The sequence below is a fragment of the Trinickia sp. genome (genome assembly GCF_051954495.1).
Taxonomy (GTDB): domain Bacteria; phylum Pseudomonadota; class Gammaproteobacteria; order Burkholderiales; family Burkholderiaceae; genus Trinickia.
Window position 1 is genome coordinate 41,706 of the sequence record NZ_JBQCHR010000158.1, and the last position, 21,181, is coordinate 62,886.

Genomic DNA, 21,181 nt, shown 5'->3' on the forward strand with positions numbered 1-21,181 from the left:
GTCCGTCTTATCGCTTCGCGCCTTACCGTTTTACATCGACGACAACCATGACCGAACACATGATGCGCCTTGCCGGCCTCGAGCCGTTTAACGTCGCCTCCGGCGCGCTCTTCATCAACGTCGGCGAACGCACGAACGTCACGGGGTCCAAGGCCTTCGCGCGCATGATCTTGAACGGCCAGTTCAACGAAGCGCTCGCCGTCGCGCGCCAGCAAGTCGAGAACGGCGCGCAGGTCATCGATATCAACATGGACGAGGCGATGCTCGATTCGAAAGCGGCCATGGTGCGCTTTCTGAATCTCATCGCCTCCGAGCCCGACATCGCCCGCGTGCCGATCATGATCGACTCGTCGAAGTGGGAGGTGATCGAGGCCGGCCTAAAGTGCGTCCAAGGCAAGGCCATCGTCAATTCGATCTCGCTGAAGGAAGGCGAGGAAGCGTTCCGTCATCACGCTCGGCTCATTCGGCGCTACGGCGCGGCCGCCGTCGTCATGGCGTTCGACGAAACGGGCCAGGCCGACACGTTCGAGCGCAAGACGCAAATTTGCGAGCGCTCGTACCGCTTTCTCGTCGATGAAGTGGGTTTCGCGCCCGAGGACATCATCTTCGATCCGAACATCTTCGCGGTGGCGACGGGCATCGAGGAACATAACAACTACGCGGTCGATTTCATCGAGGCCACGCGCTGGATCAAGCGCAACCTGCCCTATGCGAAGGTGAGCGGCGGCGTATCGAACGTGTCGTTCTCGTTCCGCGGCAACGACCCGGTGCGCGAAGCGATTCACACGGTCTTCCTCTATCACGCGATTCAAGCCGGGATGGACATGGGCATCGTCAACGCGGGGCAGCTCGGCGTCTATGCCGATCTCGATCCCGAGCTGCGCGAGCGCGTGGAAGACGTCATCCTGAACCGTCGCCCCGACGCAACGGACCGCCTGCTCGAAATCGCCGACAAGTTCAAGACGGGCGCGGCGAAGAAGGAAGAGAACCTCGAATGGCGCAATCAGAGCGTCGAGGCGCGGCTCGCGCATGCGCTCGTGCACGGGATCACGAACTTCATCGTCGAAGACACCGAAGAGGCGCGGCAGAAGATCGCCGCCGCGGGCGGCCGGCCGATCAACGTGATCGAGGGGCCGCTGATGGACGGCATGAACATCGTCGGCGACTTGTTCGGCCAGGGCAAGATGTTCCTGCCGCAGGTCGTGAAATCGGCGCGCGTGATGAAGCAAGCCGTCGCGCATTTGATCCCGTTCATCGAGGAAGAGAAGAAACGGCTGGCCGAAGCGGGCGGCGACGTGCGCGCCAAGGGCAAGATCGTCATTGCGACCGTGAAGGGCGACGTGCACGACATCGGCAAGAACATCGTGTCGGTCGTGCTCCAATGCAACAACTTCGAGGTCGTCAACATGGGCGTGATGGTGCCGTGCAACGAGATCCTCGCCAAGGCGAAGACCGAAGGCGCGGATATCGTCGGCCTGTCCGGGCTCATTACGCCGAGCCTCGAAGAAATGGCGTATGTCGCCTCGGAAATGCAGCGCGACGACTACTTCCGCGAGAAGAAGATCCCCCTCTTGATCGGCGGCGCGACGACCTCGCGCGTGCATACCGCCGTCAAGATCGCGCCGCATTACGAAGGCCCCGTCGTCTACGTGCCCGATGCCTCGCGCTCGGTGTCCGTCGCATCGAATCTGCTTTCCGACGAAGGCGCCGCGAAGTATCTCGAAGACCTGAAAGCCGAATACGAGCGCGTTCGGCAGCAGCACGCCAACAAGAAGGCCCAGCCGATGGTGACGCTCGCACAGGCGCGCGCGAACAAGGCGCAGGTCGACTGGGCGGCTTACAAGCCGGTCAAGCCCGCGTTCATCGGGCGCCGCGTCTTCAAGAACTACGATCTGAACGAGCTTGCCCGGTACATCGACTGGGGTCCGTTCTTCCAGACGTGGGATCTCGCGGGCCCCTACCCGGCCATTCTCAACGACGAGATCGTCGGCGAATCGGCGCGGCGCGTGTTCTCCGACGCCAAGTCGATGCTCGCACGGCTGATTCAAGGCCGCTGGCTCACGGCTAGCGGCGTCATCGCGCTGCTGCCCGCCAATACGGTGGGCGACGACGACATCGAGATCTACACCGACGAATCGCGCACCAAGGTGGCGTTGACGTGGCACAACCTGCGCCAGCAAAGCGTGCGCCCCGTCGTGGACGGCGTCATGCGGCCGAACCGCTCGCTGGCCGATTTCATCGCGCCGAAGGATTCGGGCGTGGCCGACTACATCGGGATGTTCGCCGTCACGGCCGGTCTGGGCGTCGAGGCCAAGGAAAAGCAGTTCCTCGCCGATCTCGACGACTACAGCGCGATCATGTTCAAGGCGCTGGCCGACCGCCTGGCCGAAGCGTTCGCCGAAGCGATGCACGCGCGCGTGCGGCGAGAGTTCTGGGGCTACGCGCCAAGCGAGACGCTCGACAACGAAGCCATGATCGCCGAGCAATACGTCGGCATCCGCCCGGCGCCGGGTTATCCGGCGTGCCCCGATCACCTCGTCAAACGCGACTTGTTCGCCGCGCTGAAGGCCGACGAGATCGGCATGACGGTGACCGAATCGCTGGCGATGCTGCCCGCCGCGAGCGTCTCGGGCTTCTACATCGCGCATCCCGACAGCCGCTACTTCTCAGTCGGGAAGATCGACCGCGATCAAGTCGAGGATTTCGCGCGCCGCAACGCGCTCACGATGGCCGACGCCGAACGCGCCCTCGCCCCGCTGCTGTAAGGGTGCGGGCGAGTCCCGCACCGAACGAAAAAGCCCGGATCACGCGAACACGCGTGATCCGGGCCTTTTCTTAAATCAGATCATTGCGGCGAGCGTAGCGCGCGCTCTGCTCGCGCGGCCCGCGCCTTACAAAACGCCGACGCAGGCGCGACTCAAATGCCCCACAGGACGTCGGCATTCTCGCGCTGTGCGGCGCGCAGCATGTCGAGGAACGGAAACGCGCGCTGGGCCAAGCCGATCGGCAGCTCATGGTGCTCGTGACCGTCCTCGCCCTCGTGGAAATGCCCTTCGTGCTCGGCGATCTCCCGCTTGTCGGTCACGATGGCCGCCTCGAGTTTCGAAATAGCCGCGGGCAGTTCGTCGTGGCTGATCACGCCGCGCGCGCCCAGCTGCTTACCGACGATACCGACGAGATACTGAGCCAGATTCTCCAGCATGACAACGTCCGGCGCCGCACGACACTTGAATGTAATCAACATGATGGACCCGTTTCCTTTGTTCTGGTGACGTCAAGCCTGACGACGCCGCATCGCTTGCCGCGCGCGGCCGGCCTGCGCTATGCCGCGCGGGCCGATCGGCCGATGCTCGGCGCGTCATGAAGACATATTAGCACCTGGTAAAATCCGCCTAGACCCAAACGCGCGCCTTCGCGGCCCGTGCCCGCCATGACGGCGGGCGCCGCCGGCCCGCCATGCGCCAACCCTTCGCGTCCGCCCGGCGGACCGCCACTGCGGAATTCATCGAAACAGCATGCTGCCAGTCCATAAACAAAGTCTCGAAGCCTTGCTCGCCGCCGGCGTCAAGCAAGCGATCACCGAATCGAACGGCGATGCCGCCTCGATGCCCGCCATCGCGCTAGAACGCCCGAAAGCGGCCGCGCATGGCGACGTCGCCTGCAACGTGGCCATGCAATTGGCCAAGCCGCTGCAGAAGAACCCGCGCGAACTCGCCCAGCGCATCGTCGATGCGCTGCTCGCCCAGCCCGGTGCAAAGGACTTGATCGACGCGGCCGAGATCGCCGGCCCCGGCTTCATCAACTTGCGCCTCACCTCCAAGGCGAAGCAAGCCGTGATCGGCGCCGTCATGGCCGAGGGCGCCGCGTTCGGGCGGTCCACCCACGCTGCCGGCAAGCACGTGCTCGTCGAGTTCGTCTCCGCCAACCCCACGGGCCCGCTGCATCTCGGCCACGGCCGTCAAGCGGCGCTCGGCGACGCCCTCGCGAACGTGCTCGCGAGCCAAGGCTACGCGGTTCACCGCGAGTTCTACTACAACGACGCCGGCGTGCAGATCCACAACCTTGCGTTCTCGACGCAAGCGCGCGCGAAGGGCCTGAAGCCCGGCGACGCGGCCTGGCCCGAAGCCGCTTACAACGGCGAGTACATCGGCGACATCGCACGCGACTACATGAACGGCGAAACGGTCGCCGCGAAAGACGGCGAGCCGGTCAAGGGCAAGGGCGACATCGACGACCTCGACGCGATCCGCAAGTTCGCCGTCGCGTACCTGCGCCACGAGCAGGATATGGATTTGCAGGCGTTCGGCGTGAAGTTCGACCAGTACTACCTCGAATCGTCGCTCTACACGGAAGGCCGCGTGGAAAAGACCGTCGACGCGCTGATCGCCGCGGGCAAGACCTTCGAGCAAGAAGGCGCGCTGTGGCTGCGCACGACGGACTACGGCGACGACAAGGACCGCGTCATGCGCAAGTCCGACGGCACGTACACCTACTTCGTGCCCGACGTCGCCTATCACATCGCCAAATGGGAACGCGGCTTCACGAAGGTCATCAACGTACAGGGTTCGGACCACCACGGCACGATCGCGCGCGTGCGCGCCGGGCTGCAGGCCCTCGGCGTCGGCATCCCGAAGGGCTATCCCGACTACATCCTGCACAAGATGGTCACCGTCATGCGCGACGGCCAGGAAGTGAAGATTTCCAAGCGCGCGGGCAGCTACGTCACCGTGCGCGACTTGATCGAGTGGTCGGGCGGCGCGGCGCCGGGGCAAGAAGCGGCGCCTGACCTGCTGGACGAGGCGACGATTCAGCGCGGCCGCGACGCCGTGCGCTTCTTCCTCATTTCGCGCAAGGCCGATACCGAGTTCGTGTTCGACGTCGATCTCGCGCTCAAGCAGAACGACGAGAACCCCGTGTATTACGTGCAATACGCGCATGCGCGGATCTGCTCGATCCTCGCCGAGTGGAAATCGCGCTACGGCGGCGACGAAGCGGCGCTGCCGCGAATCGACGTCTCGGTGCTCACGAGCGCGCGCGCCATGACGCTCATGCACAAGCTGGCGGAATACCCCGACATGCTGACGCACGCGGCCTCCGAACTCGCGCCGCACGCGATCGCGTTCTACCTGCGCGAACTCGCGAGCGAATTTCACTCGTTCTACAATGCCGAGCGCGTGCTCGTCGACGTACAGGCCGAACGCGACGCGCGCATCGCGCTGTTGGCGGCCACGCGGCAAGTGCTGGCCAACGGCCTCGCGATGATCGGCGTTTCCTCGCCCGCCAAGATGTAACGCAATTCGCGTTTGCCGTGCCGCGCCACGCGCCGTCGCTATAATCGATGCCGCCGTCGCGCGGCATGCGCGCGGCGCACACCGCTCCCGAGTTCCTTTTGCAGGTGATTCAGATAATGGCAAAACCGAGCCGTACTTCGCCACGCAGCGCACCGAAGCAGTCAAAGCAATCGGGGAGCACGTTCCTCGGCATCGTGCTGGGCTTGATCGTCGGCCTTGCGATCGCCGTCGTCGTCGCGCTTTACATCACGCGCGCGCCCACGCCGTTCGTCGCGAAGGTCGCGCCGCCCACTGCCGGGTCCGAAGCAGGCACCGTCGAGCAGCAATTCGATCCAAACCGCGCACTGCAAGGCAAGACGCCAGGACAGCCCGTGCCGCAGGCCGCGCAGCAAACGCCCGCGCCGCCGAACACCGCGCCGGGTCAGTCGACGTCGGGACAACCCCAGCAAGCGCCTGGCTTGCTGCAGGAGCCCCAGATCGTCGAAGTGCCGCCGACGGGCGCGTCGAGCACGGCAGGCGCTGCCGCTACCGCGCCTGCCCAGCAAGGCCAGACGAACGCACAGGCGGGGGCGCAGCAGAAGAAGGCCGCGCCCCAGGCCGCGAACGTGCCGCCGGCCGGCGCCAGCGGCGCCGCGCATGCGAACAACGGCGCGTCGCCCGCGCCCGGCGACGCCAATACGGGGTACTTCCTGCAAGTGGGGGCTTATAAGACGGCCGCCGACGCCGAACAGCAGCGTGCCCGCCTGGCCTTCCAAGGCTTCGAATCGAAGGTGTCGCAGCGCGACGCGGGCGGGGTCACGTACTTCCGCGTGCGCATCGGGCCTTTCGCCAAGTTCGAGGATATGAATGCCACACGCCAGCGTCTGTCCGACGCCGGCATCGACACGGCCGTGATTCGCTTCACGAAGCAGTGATGCATGGTGGCGCCGCGCCGCCCGCCGCTGAACCTTGCGCGGGCGACGCCGGTCTTAATCGGCAGCCGCTGTGGCGTACTGCTGTGTCGCAGGGTTAGCCGCCGCGGCCGCCGGACTGACGTCCCACGTTCAAGCACCTAGTAGAGCAAAAATGAAAAAACTCATCCGCACGCTGTTGTTTTCCGTGAGCCTGGCCGTCGTCGGCGCGGGCGCCGCCTACGCTTCCCCTACCGCACCCGTCGCCGGCAAGGACTACACGGTGCTGAAAGCGCCGCAACCTGTCGACGTGCCAGCGGGCAAGATCGAAGTCATCGAATTCATGTGGTACGGCTGCCCGCACTGCAACGAATTCGACCCGTACCTCGAAAAATGGGTCAAGGCGCTGCCGGCCGATGTCGTTTTCAAGCGCGTGCCGGTCGCCTTTCGCGACGATTTCATTCCGCATTCGAAACTCCTTCACGCCCTTAACGCGCTCGGTCTCGAGCAGCAGTTGACGCCCGCGGTCTTCAACGAAATCCACGTCAACAAGAACTACTTGCTGACGCCGGACGATCAAGCCAAGTTCTTGGCCACCAAAGGCGTCGATCCGAAGAAGTTCCTGGCCGCTTACAACTCGTTTTCGACGCAAACCGCGATCAATCGCGACAAGCAGATGATTCAGGACTACAAGATCGACGGCGTGCCGACGCTCGCCGTTCAGGGCAAGTACGAAACGGGCCCGGCTGCCACCGATAGCCTGCCCGGCACGATCCAAGTCCTCGACTACCTCGTTTCGCAAGTCCGCGCGAAGAAGATGTAACGCGCGGGCGCCGGCATGAATCCACCGTTGAAGGTTTTCATCACCGGCGCCTCGAGCGGCATCGGTATGGCCCTTGCGGCCGAATATGCGCGGCAAGGCGCGACGCTCGGTCTCGTCGCCCGCCGCGCCGACGCACTGGCCGAGTTCGCTCGGCGCTTTCCCCATCTGTCCGTTTCCGTCTATCCGGCCGACGTCCGAGACGATGCGGCCATTGCGAACGCCGCCGCGCAATTCGTCGACGCGCATGGTTTGCCCGACATCGTCATCGCGAATGCCGGTATCAGCAAAGGCGTCGCAACGGGGCACGGCGATCTCTCGACTTTCCGCGAAGTCATGGACGTGAACTACTTCGGCATGGCCGCGACGTTCGAGCCGTTCGCTCGGCCGATGAGCGAGGCGCGGCACGGCACGCTCGTCGGTATCGCGAGCGTGGCCGGCGTGCGCGGGCTGCCGGGCTCGGGAGCCTATAGCGCCTCCAAGGCGGCAGCGCTCGCGTATCTCGAATCCTTACGCGTCGAGATGCGGCCGTTCGGCGTGGCCGTCGTGACGATCGCGCCGGGCTACATCCGCACGCCGATGACGGCGCACAACCCCTATCCGATGCCGTTCCTGATGGACGCCGACCGCTTCGCGCAAAAAGCCGCCGGGGCGATCGCCCGCAAGGTGAGATTCGCCGTGTTTCCTTGGCCGATGCGCGTCGTCGCAGCCTTGCTTTCTTGCCTGCCGCGGTGGTTGTACGACAAGCTTTTCGAGAAGGCGCCGCGCAAACCGCGGGCAGTGCTTTAGGGCGTCGCTCCTTCAGCAGAACGCACCGCCTTGCCGAAGCCGCCCAACGCGCTCACTTGCGCGACGCAAGAGCGACACGTCGATGTCCGCCCATCCAACAGGCGACAGGTGCGTCAAATCGTGAGCGCCCCCGCCGCACCGCCATCCGACACGACTCCATCTTCCATGCCCATCCCCGACGCCGCCGGCACCCTTCACCCTCGCGCCGATAGCAACACCCGCATCGTCTCGCTCGTCCCGAGCATCACCGAATTGCTCTTCGCGCTGGGCATGGGCGAGCGCGTCGTCGGCCGCACGGGCTTTTGCGTGCACCCGCGCGAAGCGGTCCGCGCGGTTCCGAAAGTGGGCGGCACAAAAACCGTCAAGCTCGAAGCCATCCGCGAACTCGCCCCGACTCACGTGATCGTCAACATCGACGAAAACGAAAAGCCGACGATCGATGCGCTGGCCGAATTCGTCCCGCACGTCATCGTCACCCATCCGCTTACGCCGCACGACAACCTTTCGCTCTACGCACTACTCGGCTCGATCTTCGACTGCGAAGCAGCGGCGCAACGGCTATCGGAAGCGTTGTCGTCGAGGCTCGACGCCCTCGCCGTCGAACAATTGCCCGAACGCCATGTCCTCTATGTGATTTGGCGCGACCCGTGGATGACGATCGCACGCGATACCTACATCTCGTCGATGCTGCGCCTCGTCAACTGGCAAACATGGCCAGCGGCGACAGGCGGTTTCACCGGCGCCGATCGCTATCCTGCGTTCGATTTCGACGACCCGGCCTTTGCGAGCGTCGAGCGCGTCTTGCTCGCATCCGAGCCCTATCGTTTCACCGAAAAGCACCGCGACGCACTCGCCGCCGACCCGAGGCTCGCCGGCAAGAAGCTGCAGCTCGTCGACGGGGAAATGATCTCCTGGTATGGCTCGCGCGCGATCGACGGCATCGATTACCTCCGTGCCCTCGCATCGGCGGCGCTCACCGAGCCCTGACGGCACGCAACGCCCGCGGCGGTCTCACGAAAGCCTTGGCCTACCGCCCGCGACCCCGCAGCCACGCCCCGCCGCAAGCCCATCTACCCCCTCCCGCCATATCGATATAAGGGGCATATCGTTGTCGACGGGGCGCGCTTCGGCTAAGCTCGTTGACTCGCCCCGTTGCAGCTTTGAAGTCCGGCCGTCCCTTCGCCTTACTCGGAGAACCCATGCGCGCCAAATTGCTCGCCGCCACGCTCGCTGTCTTGCCCGCTCTCGCCCTCGCCAAGCCGCTCACGGTTTGCACCGAAGCGAGCCCCGACGGCTTCGACGTCGTTCAATTCAACTCGCTCGTGACGACGAATGCGTCGGCCGACGTCATCTTCAACACGCTCGTCGACTACGACGAAGCGGCCAAGAAGGTCGTGCCATCCCTCGCCGAAAAATGGGATGTCAGCAGCGACGGCTTAAGCTACACGTTCCACCTGCGCCCGAACGTTGCGTTCCAGACCACCGACTACTTCAAGCCGACGCGGCCCATGAATGCCGACGACGTCGTCTTCACCTTCGATCGGATGCTCGACGACGCCAATCCGTGGCACAAGGTTGCCGGCCCGAACGGCTTTCCGCACGCGCAATCGATGGGGCTCGTCAAGCTCGTCAAAGCGATCAAGAAGATCGACGATCGCACCGTGCAGTTCGACTTGAACGAGCCGAACGCGACCTTCCTCGCCATGCTGACGATGGGCTTCGCTTCGATCTATTCGGCCGAATACGCCGACGAGCTGCAAAAAGCCGGCAAGCAAACGGACATGAACGCCAAGCCCATCGGCACCGGCCCGTTCGTGCTCAAGAGCTACACGAAGGACGCGACGATCCGCTACGATGCGAACCCGACTTACTGGGGGCCTAAACCGAAGGTCGAGCGGCTCATCTATGCGATTACGCCCGATGCGTCCGTGCGTATGCAGAAGGTCAAGGCGAACGAATGCCAAATCGCCCTTTCGCCGAAGCCCAGCGACGTCGCGAGCGCCAAGGACGACAAGGCGCTGGCCGTCGTGCAAACGCCCGCCTTCATGACGGCGTTCGTCGCGCTGAACACGCAGCACAAGCCGCTCGACGACGAACGCGTGCGGCAAGCGATCAACATGGCGTTCGATCGCGCGACCTACCTGAAAGTCGTGTTCGACAACACGGCCGCGCCGGCTACGAACCCCTATCCGACCACCACTTGGAGCTACGACAAGGCCATCGCGCCCTATGCCTACGATCCGGCCAAGGCGAAGGCGCTGCTCGCGCAAGCGGGCTATCCCAACGGGTTCTCGACGACGATCTGGGTGCGTCCGCAAGGCAGCGTGCTCAACCCGAAGCCGAAGGCGGGCGCGGAGCTGCTGCAGGCCGATCTCGCGAAGATCGGCGTGAAGGCCGAGGTCAAGGTGATCGAATGGGGCGAGCTCATCAAGGAAGCAAAGCAAGGGCAGCACGACATGCTGTTCATGGGATGGGCCGGCGACAACGGCGATCCCGACAACTACCTCACGCCGCTGTTCAGCTGCAACGCCGTGAAATCGGGGATCAACTTCGCCCGCTTCTGCGATCCGCAGCTCGACAAGCTCATCGCCGACGCTCGCGCGAGCGCCGATCAAGCCACCCGGTCGAAAGACTATGAGGCCGCGCAGAAGATCATCCACGATCAAGCGCTCTGGATCCCGCTCGGCTATCCGACGGCCAGCGCCATCACGCGCAAGTCGGTGGCGGGCTACATGGTCAGTGCCTTCGGCCGGCAGAACTTCGACAAGGTCGCGGTCGAATGAGCCCTGAATGACGCCGGAATGACGACGCAGCAGCGCACGGGGCGGCTCGTTGACGCATGTCATACAGCCGCCTTACTCTAGGCGCTCGTCGTCAAGAATCGATCAGGGCAGTTCATGCGAAATCTCGGCCGCACGGTGGCGGCATTCACGATCTGGACCGCGGCGGCTAGCGCTGTCGCACAAACCGCCGCCCCCGACGCGGCCGATAGTCGAACGGACGACACGTCGATCGCCGTCGCGCCGATGCTCGTCACGCAGGTGAACGTCACGACGGACACAGGTACGGCAGCCACACCCCCGGCCACCCCTCGCCCGCCCATGCCCCCCGGGCCGCCCCCGATGGTGGCGGTGCCGCAAGCGGTCTACGTCACGCATTTTGTCGCCGTCCCAGCCGGCGCGCCGCCGTCCGGCCTGCTCGCCCGGCTGCGCGCGGCCTTGCATGCACATGCCGCCGGGCGCGACGCGGGGCTCGTCGCCCAAGCCGTCGTGCAACGGCTCAATCACGCGGGCTTGGCCGCGCGGTACCTCGCGCCGGGCGAAGCCGTGCCCGTGACGGGCTGGCTCGTCAGCGGCGTCTTCCATCTGTCCGGGCAACCCGCTGAAACGTCGGACAGCGGCGCGGCGCAAGCGGAGACCGAGGCCGCCGGCGCCGACGTTTCGATCGCCGTCGCCGATCTCGAACATAGCGCCGATACGCCGTTCGCCGTCTTGGGCGCCGCGCCCGCCGGTCAAGCGACCGAAACGTTCGCCCAGGGCGACTGGCGCCCGTACGTCGTGCCCGCCAAGCTTTCGTTCGAACGCGCCGATCGGAACACGGCCGTGGCCGCGCTCGCGCAGCAGATCGTGAACGCCTTCGTCGGCAACATGACCGCCCTGCGCCAAGCCGACGCGCGCGCCATTTCCCCTTAGCCTCTGCGCCGCCTCATAGCGGCCGGTCTTACGAGCTCGCCCGGTAGCAACACGCGCGCGGCTGCTCTATCCTTCAGGGACATGACGGCGCCCCGCCCCCGGGCGCGCCTCTCCCGCGGAGTTCGACATGTCTTACCTGCTGTTGATCATGGAACCGATCGGCCAGCGCGCCGAGCGCACGCCCGAGGCCGGCCACGAGGCCTACGATGCGATGGTCCGCTTCGGCGAAGACCTGAAAGCGCGCGGTCTGCTCGTCGCCGCCCAGTCGCTCGCGCCGACCAAGGAGGCCGTGCGGGTCGAGGTGCGCGGCGGTGAACGGCGCTTCATCGACGGCCCGTTCGCCGAAGCGAAGGAAATGGTCGGCGGCTTCTATCTGCTCGATTGCGACCGCGAGGAAGAGGCGTTGGCGATCGCCGCCGAATGCCCGGCGGCCGAGTGGTGCACGGTCGAAGTCCGTCGTTTGGCGCCCTGCTACGAATCCTAGCGATCCCGGCCCGATCCGCCGGTGTCGAAAATCGAGGTGCTCGCTCGTCGTACGGTGTAGGAGCCCGATGAACGGCCTCCCTCACCTTCGAGGAGCGAAGCGATGCGATTCATGATCATGGTCCGGGCCAACGCCCAAAGCGAATCGGGAGCGATGCCCGAGGAATCTCTCGTCGCCGCGATGGCGGCCTTCCACGAGACCCTAGCCAAAGCCGGCGTGCTGCTCGACGCGAACGGCCTGCAGCCGAGCGCGAAGGGCTGGCGGGTGCGCTATTGCGGCGGCAAGCGGACTGTCATCGACGGCCCGTTCGCCGAAACCAAGGAATTGATCGCCGGCTATACGGTGATCCAAGTTCGCTCCCGAGAAGAAGCCATGGAATGGGCCCGGCGTTTTCCCGCGCCGTTCGGCGACGCGGCCGATGGCGAAATCGAGGTGCGCCCGCTGTACGAATTCGACGATTTCGAACCGAGCGAAAGTATCGAGCGCTTTAAAGCACTCGACGCTGGCCTGCGCTAAGCGATGTCCACTCCCACTCATCAAGCGATCGACGCGGTCTGGCGAATCGAAGCGGCCCGCGTGGTCGCGCATGCCGCGCGCTTCGTGCGCGACGTCGGCCTAGCGGAGGAACTCGCGCAAGACGCGCTCGTCGCCGCGCTCGAACACTGGCCGAAGGAAGGCGTGCCCGACAACCCGGGCGCCTGGCTCATGGCGACGGTCAAGCACCGCGCGCTCGACAAGCTTCGGCAAGATGCGCTGCATGCCAAAAAGCACGAGGCGATCGGGCGCGACTTGGACGCGCTCGAAGCCCACGTCGTGCCCGACTTCGTCGATTCGCTCGATGCCGCACGGGCCGACGATATCGGCGACGATCTGCTGCGACTCATTTTCACCGCCTGCCATCCGGTGCTGTCCACGGACGCGCGCGTCGCGCTGACGCTGCGCCTGCTCGGGGGCCTCGCCACGCACGAGATCGCCCGCGCGTTTCTCGCGCCCGAGCCGACGATCGCGCAGCGCATCGTGCGCGCGAAGCGCACGCTGCGCGAGGCGCGCGTGCCCTTCGAGGTTCCTCGAGCCGATGCCCGGGCGGCTCGCCTGGCGTCGGTGCTCGAAGTCGTGTATCTGATTTTCAACGAAGGGTATTCGGCCACCGCCGGAGACGATTGGATGCGCCCCGCGCTATGCGACGAGGCCTTGCGCGTGGGCCGCATTCTCGCCGAACTCGCGAAAGAGGACAGCGAGGTGCATGGGCTCGTCGCGCTCATGGAGTTGCAGGCGTCCCGCCTGCACGCGCGCACGGACGCGAAAGGCCGCCCGGTGCTGCTTGCCGATCAAGACCGTTCGCGCTGGGATCCGCTGCTGATTCGCCGCGGCCTCGCGGCGCTGGCGCGCGCTGAAGCGCTCGGCGGCGCACTCGGGCCTTATGCGCTCCAAGCCGCGCTCGCGGCCTGCCATGCGCGCGCGCACCATCCGCAGGATACCGATTGGACGCGCATCGTCGCGCTCTACGATGCGCTCGCGCAGATCAATCCGTCGCCGGTCGTCGAACTCAATCGCGCGGTGGCCGTCGGCATGGCGTACGGTCCGCAAGCGGGTTTCGCGATCGTCGAGGCATTGGCTGCCGATCCCACGCTCGCCCGCTATCACTGGCTGCCAAGCGTGCGCGCGGATTTCCTGGCGAAGCTGGGCCGGCGCGAGGAAGCGCGCTCGGAATTCGAGCGCGCGGCCGCCATGACCCAGAACGCACGCGAGCGCGAACTCTTGCTGCTGCGCGCGGGGGAAATGCAGAGCAATTCCTAAAAGTCGATCCGACGACGATGCAACGACGCCTGCCCCGGCCGGGAACGCTTCATGCTGAGCGAGCTTTCTATTTGCTTTCACCACGAGCACATAGGAGCGCTCATGAGACATGCCCGATGCACGATGTATCGTTTTGGTTTTGTCGCCGCGTTGCTCTCGCTCAACCCCGCGCCGAGTATGCAGGACGCCCGCGCAGAGGAAAGCGTCGCCTCGCCCAACCGGGAGGCAGTCAGCCAGCTCATCGTCAAAATGCGGGAGATGGCGACGCGCCAATCGGCGCATGACGGCCCCAGTCCGGAAGAAGCGCGCGCGGCGTTGGCCCGGCGCGCCGTGGAACGTGCGCTAAGCGAGCACTCGAGAGGGGACAATCGACCATCGCGGACGCGCCGCTCGGCCGATAGCGTCATCGACGTTCGCCCCATGTCGGGCGCCGCGTACGTCGTCAGGTTAGACACCACGTTCGCCGGCGAGGCCGCCGAGGTGCTCGCCGAGCGCGTGCAGGCGCAGTCGGAAGTCGAATATGCCGAACCCGACTATCTGCTGCATCGGCAGTCCGCGCCGACCGATCCGCTCTATCCGGCGCAATGGGCCTATCGAGACGGCATCGGCGCAGCGCGCTTTGAAACCGCGTGGGAGACGACGACTGGACCGAGCGGCATCGTGATCGCCGTGGCCGACACGGGATATCGCCCGCATCCCGACCTCGTTGCCAATCTGCTCCCAGGGTACGACTTCCTCACCAACCCTTTCTATGCCAACGACGGCGATGGCCGGGACGCTGACGCGTCGGACCCGGGCGATTGGGTAACGGCCGAAGATTCGCAGCGGTGCGACGGCACGGATCGGTGGATCGACAATAGTTCGTGGCACGGCACGCATGTCGCGGGCACGATCGGGGCGGTGGCCAACAACGAGATCGGCGGAGTGGGCGGCGTCTGGCACGCGCGAATTTTGCCGGTGCGCGTGCTCGGCAAATGCGGCGGGCCCATTAGCGACGTCGTCGACGGCCTGCGCTGGGCCGCGGGTCTGCCCGTGCCGGGCGCTCCCGACAATCCGCATCCGGCGAAGATCGTGAATGTAAGCCTAGGCACCTCGCTGCCGTGCGGCCGCACGCTGCAATCGGCCATCGACGATATGCTCGCCCGAGGCGTAAGCGTCGTGGCGGCCGCCGGCAACGGCTGGGGCGAGGTGGGCCAACCCGCGAGCTGCCGCGGCGCGATCGCGGTGGCGGCTATCGACGCCAAAGGCAACAAGTGGGCGGCGAGCAACGCCGGCCGGCGCATCGATTTGGGGGCGCCGGGCGCGGATATCCTGTCGACGGCAAACGCGGGCCGCACCGTCCCCACCCAGGACAACTACGCCAGCCGCGACGGCTCCAGCATGGCGGCGCCGCATGTTTCGGCGGCGATCGCGCTCATGTTGGCCGTCGAGCCGAAGCTCACACCGGCCGACATCCGAAAGAAATTGATGGCATCGGCGCGCCCCTATCCGGGCGGCTCGAACTGCGAGAAGACGACAGGCACGGCGCTATGCGGCGCGGGCATGCTCGACGCGGCAGCGGCCGTTGCGGCGGCAAGAACGCCCGCGGCCCGGACGGCGGCCGAGACAGCGATCGAGTAGCGCAATGCATTAGCGCACCGGGCGCGCCGAGCCGAGCGGCGTGTCCGGCCGGGCGACGCCGGACACCGAGCGTGACGCTCTCATACCGTAGGCGTGGCGCCGTCGCCGACCCGCACGGGCGAAAACCGCACGATGCCGTCCTCGCCCTCACGGCGTTCGAGCTCGCCCGCCAGCCACAGCACATGCAGATGCGCCAGCGCCTCGCCCATCGCGAATGTCAATTGGTGGACGTCGAGCGCACGCTTGAACATGAGCGGCACGATGTCGGCCGCGCTCATCGGCCGTTCGGCGCAGGCCGCGCGCACTTCGGCAAGCCGCGCCTCATGGTGCGCACGCAGTTGCGCGATACGCGTATGCAGACCGCGAAACGGCTTGCCATGCGCCGGAAGCACGAGCGTCTCGGCCGGCATGGACTCATAGCGCCCGAGCGATTCGAGGTAAAGCGCAAGCGGATTGCCTTCGGGCTCGATGTCGAACACGGATACGTTCGTCGAAATGCGCGGCAACACCATGTCGCCCGAAATCAGCACCCCGGCGGCCTCGCAAAACAGCGCGGCATGTTCGGGCGAATGGCCGTACCCCGTGACGACGCGCCAGCCGTTCCCGCCGATTTGCAGCACGTCGCCCTCGCGCAAACGCCGGTATTGAGACGGCATCGACGGCACGAGCTTGGCGTAGTAGTCGCGCCGGTTGCGCAGTTTGTCGAGCGACACGGGATCGGCCAACCCATGACGAGCGAAATGACGCGCGGCGCCTTCACCCCCTGCGTTCGATCCGTCGCCGGCCGCCATGACGCGGCCCAGCATGTACTCGCCGAGCGTGATCCACAGGCGCACGTTCCAGCGCCCGCGATCCCCGCCCTTGCAAATCCAATCGGCTAGCCCGAGGTGGTCGGGGTGGCAATGGGTCACGATCGTGCGCAAAACCGGCAGGCCGCCCAACTCATGCTCGAAGATGCGCTCCCAGTTCGCTTTGATCGTCTCGTCCGCGATCCCGCAGTCGATCACCGTCCATCCAGCCTTGCCGTCGATTTCGTCGCGCAACAGCCATAGATTGATGTGGTCCAGCGCGAACGGCAGCGGCATGCGCACCCAAAAGATCCCGGGCGCCACCTCGTGCAGGCAGCCGGCCTCAGGGAGGGTGTCGGCGAACGGATAGTCCAACTGGTGTTCCAACGCATTCATTCGATGAATTCCACTCAAAAGCAACCGGCCTGATCGTCTCGCCCGCTCAACCGGCCAGTTGCGCTTTGTTGAAGTTGACGATAACGTAAACGTCCATCGATTCTACCCGATCGGCCGCGCTAAAATCGTAAGTCCGATCGGCGACGGGCCCTGTTCGCCCCACCACCGCTTCCCACCCGATGCGATGACCATGAGCCAGCAATTTACGATCACCGAACTCGCACGCGAATTCGACGTCACGCCCCGGGCGATCCGATTCTACGAGGACCAGGGCCTGCTCGCACCGCGCCGCGAGGGGTCGAGCGGTCTGCGGCGCGTCTATTCGAGCCGCGACCGTACTCGCTTGAAGCTCACGCTGCGCGGCAAGCGGCTCGGCTTCACGTTGTCGGAAATTCGCGAGCTGCTCGATCTGTACGAATCGCCGACCGACACCGTACCGCAACTGCACGCGTTCCTCGCGACGATCGCCGAACACCGGCAAGTGCTCGAGCGCCAGCTCGAGGATTTGACCGCCACGCTAGAGGATCTCGCGCAGTACGAAGCCCAATGCCGCACGATGCTCGAGGAGAACGGCGTCGCCGCTTCGCGCGATGGCGTGGCGAACGATAGCGTCGCCCGGTCAGAGGGCACATGAAGCACTTTCCCAAACTGCTGTCGTCGCAAATCGGCTTCGACGTCGCACAAACGATGCTCGAGGGGTTCGATCGCCACTACGGTAATTTTCGTGACGCGGCCGTGCGCGCGAAAGCGCTGTTTCAGGCCGGCGATTGGCTCGCGCTGCAAAAGCTCGCGCGCGACCGCATCGCCTCGTACGACGATCGCGTCGAGGATTGCGTGCGTCTGCTCGAAGACGAATACGATGCGGAAAACATCGACGATGAAGTTTGGCAGCAGATCAAGCTGCATTACATCGGCTTGCTGACGCACCATTTGCAGCCCGAGTGCGCCGAGACATTCTTCAATTCGGTGTGCTGCAAGATTCTGCACCGTTCGTATTTCAACAACGACTTCATCTTCGTTCGCCCCGTCATCTCGACGGAATATCTCGAGAACGACGAACCGGCCGCGAAGCCGACCTATCGCGCGTATTACCCGGGCAAGGACGGCCTGGCCGCCACGCTCGAGCGCATCGTCACGAATTTTCAGCTCGAGTGCCCGTTCGAGGATCTGACGCGCGACGTGGCCTGCATCATCGATGCGATCCACGATACGTACGGGCCGTTTTCGGAAGCGTTCAACTTCCAAGTGCACGTGCTGTCGTCGCTGTTCTTCCGCAACAAGGCGGCGTACATCATCGGGCGCATCATCAACGGCGAGGTGCTGCTGCCGTTCGCCGTGCCGGTGCGCCATGTCAAGCCCGGACTGCTCTCGCTCGACACCGTGCTGCTCAAGCGCGAGCAGCTGCAGGTCATCTTCAGCTTTTCGCACTCGTATTTTCTCGTCGACATGGACGTGCCCTCGGCCTACGTCGATTTCCTCGGCACGATCATGCCGGGCAAACCGAAGGCGGAAATCTACACGTCGGTGGGCTTGCAAAAGCAAGGCAAGAACCTGTTCTATCGAGACTTGCTCAAGCATCTTTCGCATTCGAGCGATCACTTCATCATCGCCCCCGGGATCAAGGGGCTCGTGATGGTCGTGTTCACGCTGCCTTCGTTCCCGTACGTGTTCAAGATCATCAAGGACGCGTTCCCCGCGCCGAAGGACACCACGCGCGAGAAAATTCAAGAGAAGTACCTGCTGGTGAAACGGCACGACCGGCTCGGCCGCATGGCCGACACGCTCGAATATTCGAGCGTCGCGCTGCCGCTCGCGCGCCTGGACGAACAACTCGTGAAGGAGCTCGAGAAAGAAGCGCCTTCGATGATCGAGTACGAGGGCGACTGTCTCGTCATCAAGCACGTCTACATCGAGCGCCGCATGGTGCCGCTCAACCTGTTCCTGCAAAACGGCACCGAAGCCGATATCGAGCACGCGATCAAGGAATACGGCGATGCGGTCAAGGAACTCATGCAGGCGAACATCTTCCCGGGCGACATGCTGTACAAGAACTTCGGCGTCACGCGGCATGGCCGAGTCGTGTTCTACGACTACGACGAGATCGAATACTTGACCGACTGCAACGTGCGGCACGTCCCGCAGGCGCGGACCGAGGAGGACGAGCTGTCGGCCGAGCCCTGGTACGCGGTCGCGCCCAACGACATTTTTCCGGAAACGTACACGACGTTCCTGCTCGGCGATCCCACGGTCCGCCAATACTTCATGCGCCATCACGCCGACTTTTTCGACCCGGCGCTCTGGCAGAGACACAAGGAGCTCTTGCTCAAGGGCGAACTGCCCGACTTCTTCCCCTACGACCAAGGCATGCGCTTTTGCAGGCGCTATCCGGCGCGCTTCGCGGCCTCGCGAGAGGCCGAGGCAGGCAAGGCCGCCGATGCCGGCGAGCCTGCTACGCCGCCGGCGGACGCGCGTGGCGCGAGCGCCGCGCGCGCGGCATGAGCCGCAATGTCCCGGCGCAGGTCGCCCCCCTTCCTGGCCTAAGCCCCGCGGGCCTCAATGACACGACGCACTATGAACGATCAGAACCATCCGCTCGCCCAGCTTTTCATCAATAACGAAGCATGGGTCGCGCGCAAGCTCGCCGAAGACCCCGACTACTTCGCGCGGCTCGCCGATCAGCAAGCGCCGGAGTATTTGTGGATCGGCTGCTCCGATTCGCGCGTGCCAGCCAACCAAATCATCGGCCTGCCGCCGGGCGAGGTGTTCGTCCATCGCAACATCGCGAACGTCGTGGTCCACACGGACTTGAACTGTCTGTCGGTCATCCAGTTCGCCGTCGATCTGCTCAAGGTGAAACACATCATGGTGGTGGGTCACTACGGGTGCTCCGGCGTCGGCGCGGCGCTGCACGACCGGCGCGTCGGCCTGGCAGACAACTGGCTGCACCACATCCACGACGTGCGAGCCAAGCATGCGGCCCTGCTCGAACAGTGGCCGATGGTGGCGCGCCATCGCCGGCTGGTCGAATTGAATACGATCGAGCAGGTGGTCAACGTCTGCCGCACGACCATCGTGGGCGATGCCTGGGCGCGCAGCCAGCCGCTGGCCGTGCACGGCTTGGCCTACGGCGTGCACGACGGCCGCGTGCGCAATCTCGGCATGACCATTTCGAACGCGGACATGCTCGACGAAACCTACAAACGCTGCGTCGCCGCGCTGTCGGCGGAGCAGGCTGGATCGGCGCAAAACGACGTCGTGGCGGCGGACGCCGCCACGCTCGCCAACGTCGAGCAGGTTGCCAAAGGTGTGATCAAGGAGATCAAACATGACTGATGCAACGCGCAACACCCAAGATCCGATCGTCATCGTCTCGGCGGCGCGTACGCCGATGGCCGGGTTTCAAGGCGAGTTCGCCTCGCTGACAGCCCCGCAGCTCGGCGCGGCCGCGATCGCCGCCGCGCTCGAACGTTCTGGCCTGAAGCCGGAGCAGATCGAGGAGGTGCTGATGGGCTGCGTGCTGCCCGCGGGTCTCGGCCAAGCGCCGGCGCGCCAGGCGGCGCTGGGCGCGAATCTGCCGCTCGCGACCGGCTGCACGACGGTCAACAAGATGTGCGGCTCGGGCATGCGCGCCGCGATGTTCGCGCACGACATGCTCGCCGCCGGTTCGGTCGACGTCATGATCGCGGGCGGCATGGAGAGCATGACGAACGCACCGTACCTGCTGCCCAAAGCGCGCGGCGGCATGCGCATGGGACACGGCCAAGTGCTCGATCACATGTTCCTCGATGGTCTCGAGGATGCCTACGATAAGGGCCGCCTGATGGGCACGTTCGCGGAAGAGTGCGCGAGCGCCTACGGCTTCACGCGCGAAGCGCAGGACGCCTTCGCGATCGAATCGCTCGTGCGCGCCAAACGCGCGAACGAGGACGGCTCGTTCGCTTGGGAAATCGCCCCCGTCAAAGTGGCAGGCCGCAAAGGCGACGAAGTCACTGTCTCGCGCGACGAACAGCCGTTCAAGGCCAACCTCGAGAAGATCGCCACGCTCAAGCCCGCCTTCAGCAAGACCGGCACGGTCACGGCCGCGAATTCGTCGTCGATTTCCGATGGCGCCGCCGCCCTCGTGATGATGCGCGCGTCGAGCGCCGACAAGCTCGGCATGACGCCGCTCGCGCGCATCGTCGGTCACGCCACGTTCGCTCAAGAGCCGTCGAAGTTCACGACGGCGCCCGTCGGCGCGATCCGCAAGCTGTTCGAGAAGAACGACTGGCGCGCGGGCGATGTCGACCTTTTCGAAATCAACGAAGCGTTCGCCGTCGTCACGATGGCCGCGATGAAAGAGCACGCCATCGCGCACGAGAAGGTCAACGTCAACGGCGGCGCCTGCGCGCTCGGCCATCCGATCGGCGCCTCGGGCGCGCGCATCCTCGTCACGCTGATCGGCGCGCTGCGCAAACGCGGCGGCAAGCGCGGCGTCGCAAGCCTGTGCATCGGCGGCGGCGAGGCGACGGCGATGGGGATCGAGATCGTCTGAACGCGCGGGGCGGGGCGACTTGTCACGTCTCGTCTCGTTTCGTCTCGGCGCCCGGTGCAAGCCGGGCAAACGGCCATGCAAGG

General features: G+C 65.2%; 18 protein-coding genes. 16 read left to right on the forward strand and 2 right to left on the reverse strand.

Translation table 11 applies throughout. From position 1 onward, the window contains the following. The first annotated feature begins 47 nt into the window (after positions 1 to 47). On the forward strand, positions 48 to 2,765 hold the full coding sequence (gene metH / locus ACTHNR_RS21725) for a methionine synthase (protein ID WP_440549930.1): 2,718 nt from the start codon (positions 48 to 50) through the stop codon (positions 2,763 to 2,765). 152 nt (positions 2,766 to 2,917) lie between these two features. Here metH and ACTHNR_RS21730 read toward each other — a convergent pair whose 3' ends face one another. Continuing rightward, positions 2,918 to 3,244, reverse strand: a complete 327-nt coding sequence (locus ACTHNR_RS21730; RefSeq protein ID WP_440549933.1) for a DUF1840 domain-containing protein — start codon at positions 3,242 to 3,244, stop codon at positions 2,918 to 2,920. Positions 3,245 to 3,515: 271 nt separating this feature from the next. Between ACTHNR_RS21730 and argS the strand changes: the two genes are divergently transcribed. The 11 genes from argS to ACTHNR_RS21785 all read left to right on the forward strand — a co-directional run bounded on the left by argS (position 3,516) and on the right by ACTHNR_RS21785 (position 15,383). Next, complete coding sequence (argS, locus tag ACTHNR_RS21735; RefSeq protein ID WP_440549935.1) at positions 3,516 to 5,291, forward strand: arginine--tRNA ligase; 1,776 nt, start codon at positions 3,516 to 3,518, stop codon at positions 5,289 to 5,291. 98 nt (positions 5,292 to 5,389) lie between these two features. Further along, complete coding sequence (locus ACTHNR_RS21740) at positions 5,390 to 6,205, forward strand: SPOR domain-containing protein (protein WP_440550012.1); 816 nt, start codon at positions 5,390 to 5,392, stop codon at positions 6,203 to 6,205. 151 nt (positions 6,206 to 6,356) lie between these two features. Then, complete coding sequence (locus tag ACTHNR_RS21745) at positions 6,357 to 7,004, forward strand: thiol:disulfide interchange protein DsbA/DsbL (RefSeq protein ID WP_440549938.1); 648 nt, start codon at positions 6,357 to 6,359, stop codon at positions 7,002 to 7,004. A gap of 15 nt (positions 7,005 to 7,019) precedes the next feature. Continuing rightward, positions 7,020 to 7,790, forward strand: coding sequence for an SDR family oxidoreductase (locus ACTHNR_RS21750; protein WP_440549941.1), 771 nt, complete (start codon positions 7,020 to 7,022; stop codon positions 7,788 to 7,790). 165 nt (positions 7,791 to 7,955) lie between these two features. Beyond that, positions 7,956 to 8,777, forward strand: coding sequence for a helical backbone metal receptor (locus ACTHNR_RS21755; RefSeq protein ID WP_440549943.1), 822 nt, complete (start codon positions 7,956 to 7,958; stop codon positions 8,775 to 8,777). A gap of 212 nt (positions 8,778 to 8,989) precedes the next feature. Continuing rightward, on the forward strand, positions 8,990 to 10,573 hold the full coding sequence (locus ACTHNR_RS21760) for an ABC transporter substrate-binding protein (RefSeq protein ID WP_440549946.1): 1,584 nt from the start codon (positions 8,990 to 8,992) through the stop codon (positions 10,571 to 10,573). A 114-nt stretch (positions 10,574 to 10,687) separates the two neighbouring features. Then, on the forward strand, positions 10,688 to 11,482 hold the full coding sequence (locus ACTHNR_RS21765) for a hypothetical protein (protein WP_440549948.1): 795 nt from the start codon (positions 10,688 to 10,690) through the stop codon (positions 11,480 to 11,482). Positions 11,483 to 11,609: 127 nt separating this feature from the next. After that, positions 11,610 to 11,966 carry a YciI family protein gene (locus ACTHNR_RS21770; RefSeq protein ID WP_440549951.1) on the forward strand — a complete coding sequence of 119 codons (357 nt, stop codon included), beginning with the start codon at positions 11,610 to 11,612 and terminating at the stop codon, positions 11,964 to 11,966. A gap of 102 nt (positions 11,967 to 12,068) precedes the next feature. Further along, positions 12,069 to 12,482 carry a YciI family protein gene (locus ACTHNR_RS21775; RefSeq protein ID WP_440549954.1) on the forward strand — a complete coding sequence of 138 codons (414 nt, stop codon included), beginning with the start codon at positions 12,069 to 12,071 and terminating at the stop codon, positions 12,480 to 12,482. 3 nt (positions 12,483 to 12,485) lie between these two features. Beyond that, positions 12,486 to 13,763, forward strand: a complete 1,278-nt coding sequence (locus ACTHNR_RS21780) for an RNA polymerase sigma factor (protein WP_440549957.1) — start codon at positions 12,486 to 12,488, stop codon at positions 13,761 to 13,763. Between the two features lie 102 nt (positions 13,764 to 13,865). Beyond that, positions 13,866 to 15,383 (forward strand): S8 family peptidase, encoded by a 1,518-nt coding sequence (locus ACTHNR_RS21785; RefSeq protein ID WP_440549959.1) that lies wholly within the window; start codon positions 13,866 to 13,868, stop codon positions 15,381 to 15,383. An 80-nt stretch (positions 15,384 to 15,463) separates the two neighbouring features. On the opposite strand, the gene ACTHNR_RS21790 is transcribed toward ACTHNR_RS21785, so the two are convergent. Further along, the gene (locus ACTHNR_RS21790) at positions 15,464 to 16,567 is read right to left on the reverse strand and encodes an MBL fold metallo-hydrolase (RefSeq protein ID WP_440549962.1); all 1,104 of its coding nucleotides are present in this window, start codon (positions 16,565 to 16,567) and stop codon (positions 15,464 to 15,466) included. Between the two features lie 190 nt (positions 16,568 to 16,757). Between ACTHNR_RS21790 and ACTHNR_RS21795 the strand changes: the two genes are divergently transcribed. The 4 genes from ACTHNR_RS21795 to ACTHNR_RS21810 all read left to right on the forward strand — a co-directional run bounded on the left by ACTHNR_RS21795 (position 16,758) and on the right by ACTHNR_RS21810 (position 21,098). Continuing rightward, positions 16,758 to 17,201, forward strand: a complete 444-nt coding sequence (locus ACTHNR_RS21795) for a MerR family transcriptional regulator (protein WP_440549965.1) — start codon at positions 16,758 to 16,760, stop codon at positions 17,199 to 17,201. Then, positions 17,198 to 19,066 (forward strand): bifunctional isocitrate dehydrogenase kinase/phosphatase, encoded by a 1,869-nt coding sequence (gene aceK, locus ACTHNR_RS21800; protein WP_440549967.1) that lies wholly within the window; start codon positions 17,198 to 17,200, stop codon positions 19,064 to 19,066. Before ACTHNR_RS21795 ends, aceK begins: the two co-directional genes overlap by 4 nt. A 72-nt stretch (positions 19,067 to 19,138) precedes the next feature. Further along, on the forward strand, positions 19,139 to 19,900 hold the full coding sequence (can, locus tag ACTHNR_RS21805) for a carbonate dehydratase (protein ID WP_440549969.1): 762 nt from the start codon (positions 19,139 to 19,141) through the stop codon (positions 19,898 to 19,900). Continuing rightward, entirely contained in the window at positions 19,893 to 21,098 is a 1,206-nt protein-coding gene (locus tag ACTHNR_RS21810) for an acetyl-CoA C-acetyltransferase (RefSeq protein ID WP_440549972.1), read from the forward strand. Before can ends, ACTHNR_RS21810 begins: the two co-directional genes overlap by 8 nt. The last annotated feature ends 83 nt before the right edge of the window (positions 21,099 to 21,181 follow it).

Bases quoted from the DNA above. Each gene is read 5' to 3' on its own strand.
- aceK (WP_440549967.1), top strand. From the start codon at position 17,198: ATGAAGCACTTTCCCAAACTGCTGTCGTCGCAAATCGGCTTCGACGTC.
- ACTHNR_RS21785 (WP_440549959.1), top strand. From the start codon at position 13,866: ATGAGACATGCCCGATGCACGATGTATCGTTTTGGTTTTGTCGCCGCG.
- ACTHNR_RS21790 (WP_440549962.1), bottom strand. From the start codon at position 16,567: ATGAATGCGTTGGAACACCAGTTGGACTATCCGTTCGCCGACACCCTC.
- ACTHNR_RS21780 (WP_440549957.1), top strand. From the start codon at position 12,486: ATGTCCACTCCCACTCATCAAGCGATCGACGCGGTCTGGCGAATCGAA.
- ACTHNR_RS21770 (WP_440549951.1), top strand. From the start codon at position 11,610: ATGTCTTACCTGCTGTTGATCATGGAACCGATCGGCCAGCGCGCCGAG.
- ACTHNR_RS21755 (WP_440549943.1), top strand. From the start codon at position 7,956: ATGCCCATCCCCGACGCCGCCGGCACCCTTCACCCTCGCGCCGATAGC.
- can (WP_440549969.1), top strand. From the start codon at position 19,139: ATGAACGATCAGAACCATCCGCTCGCCCAGCTTTTCATCAATAACGAA.
- ACTHNR_RS21760 (WP_440549946.1), top strand. From the start codon at position 8,990: ATGCGCGCCAAATTGCTCGCCGCCACGCTCGCTGTCTTGCCCGCTCTC.
- ACTHNR_RS21730 (WP_440549933.1), bottom strand. From the start codon at position 3,244: ATGTTGATTACATTCAAGTGTCGTGCGGCGCCGGACGTTGTCATGCTG.
- metH (WP_440549930.1), top strand. From the start codon at position 48: ATGACCGAACACATGATGCGCCTTGCCGGCCTCGAGCCGTTTAACGTC.
- argS (WP_440549935.1), top strand. From the start codon at position 3,516: ATGCTGCCAGTCCATAAACAAAGTCTCGAAGCCTTGCTCGCCGCCGGC.
- ACTHNR_RS21745 (WP_440549938.1), top strand. From the start codon at position 6,357: ATGAAAAAACTCATCCGCACGCTGTTGTTTTCCGTGAGCCTGGCCGTC.
- ACTHNR_RS21775 (WP_440549954.1), top strand. From the start codon at position 12,069: ATGCGATTCATGATCATGGTCCGGGCCAACGCCCAAAGCGAATCGGGA.
- ACTHNR_RS21765 (WP_440549948.1), top strand. From the start codon at position 10,688: ATGCGAAATCTCGGCCGCACGGTGGCGGCATTCACGATCTGGACCGCG.
- ACTHNR_RS21795 (WP_440549965.1), top strand. From the start codon at position 16,758: ATGAGCCAGCAATTTACGATCACCGAACTCGCACGCGAATTCGACGTC.
- ACTHNR_RS21750 (WP_440549941.1), top strand. From the start codon at position 7,020: ATGAATCCACCGTTGAAGGTTTTCATCACCGGCGCCTCGAGCGGCATC.
- ACTHNR_RS21810 (WP_440549972.1), top strand. From the start codon at position 19,893: ATGACTGATGCAACGCGCAACACCCAAGATCCGATCGTCATCGTCTCG.